The organism is Bacillus sp. SIMBA_074 (genome assembly GCF_046534555.1).
Taxonomy (GTDB): domain Bacteria; phylum Bacillota; class Bacilli; order Bacillales; family Bacillaceae_G; genus Bacillus_A; species Bacillus_A mycoides.
On record NZ_JAWRYM010000751.1, the window covers coordinates 1 to 260 of the forward strand.

Genomic DNA, 260 nt, shown 5'->3' on the forward strand with positions numbered 1-260 from the left:
GAGGCGAGGGTCATGATAAAGGGCGGCAGGCCGAGGTTGTGGACGCCGAAACCGTGATAGACGCCGATGAGGGCACCGAGCAGGAGCGTCAAGACGACCGCGAGCGGGAAGGGGACCCCGGCCTGGTTCAGCAGCGCGAGCGTGACGCCGCTCAGGCCGACGACCGCGCCGACCGATAGATCGATGCCCGCGGTAATAATGACGAACGTCTGCCCGAACGCGACGAGCGCCCCGATAGACGTCTGCCGGACGAGGTTGCT

The 260-nt window shown here is 66.5% G+C and carries 1 protein-coding gene; it reads right to left on the bottom strand.

Annotated features, from left to right (window positions below):
- Nucleotides 1-260 (bottom strand): ABC transporter permease subunit (locus SB773_RS32790; RefSeq protein WP_410594575.1); only part of this gene is annotated, 260 nt, incomplete at both ends.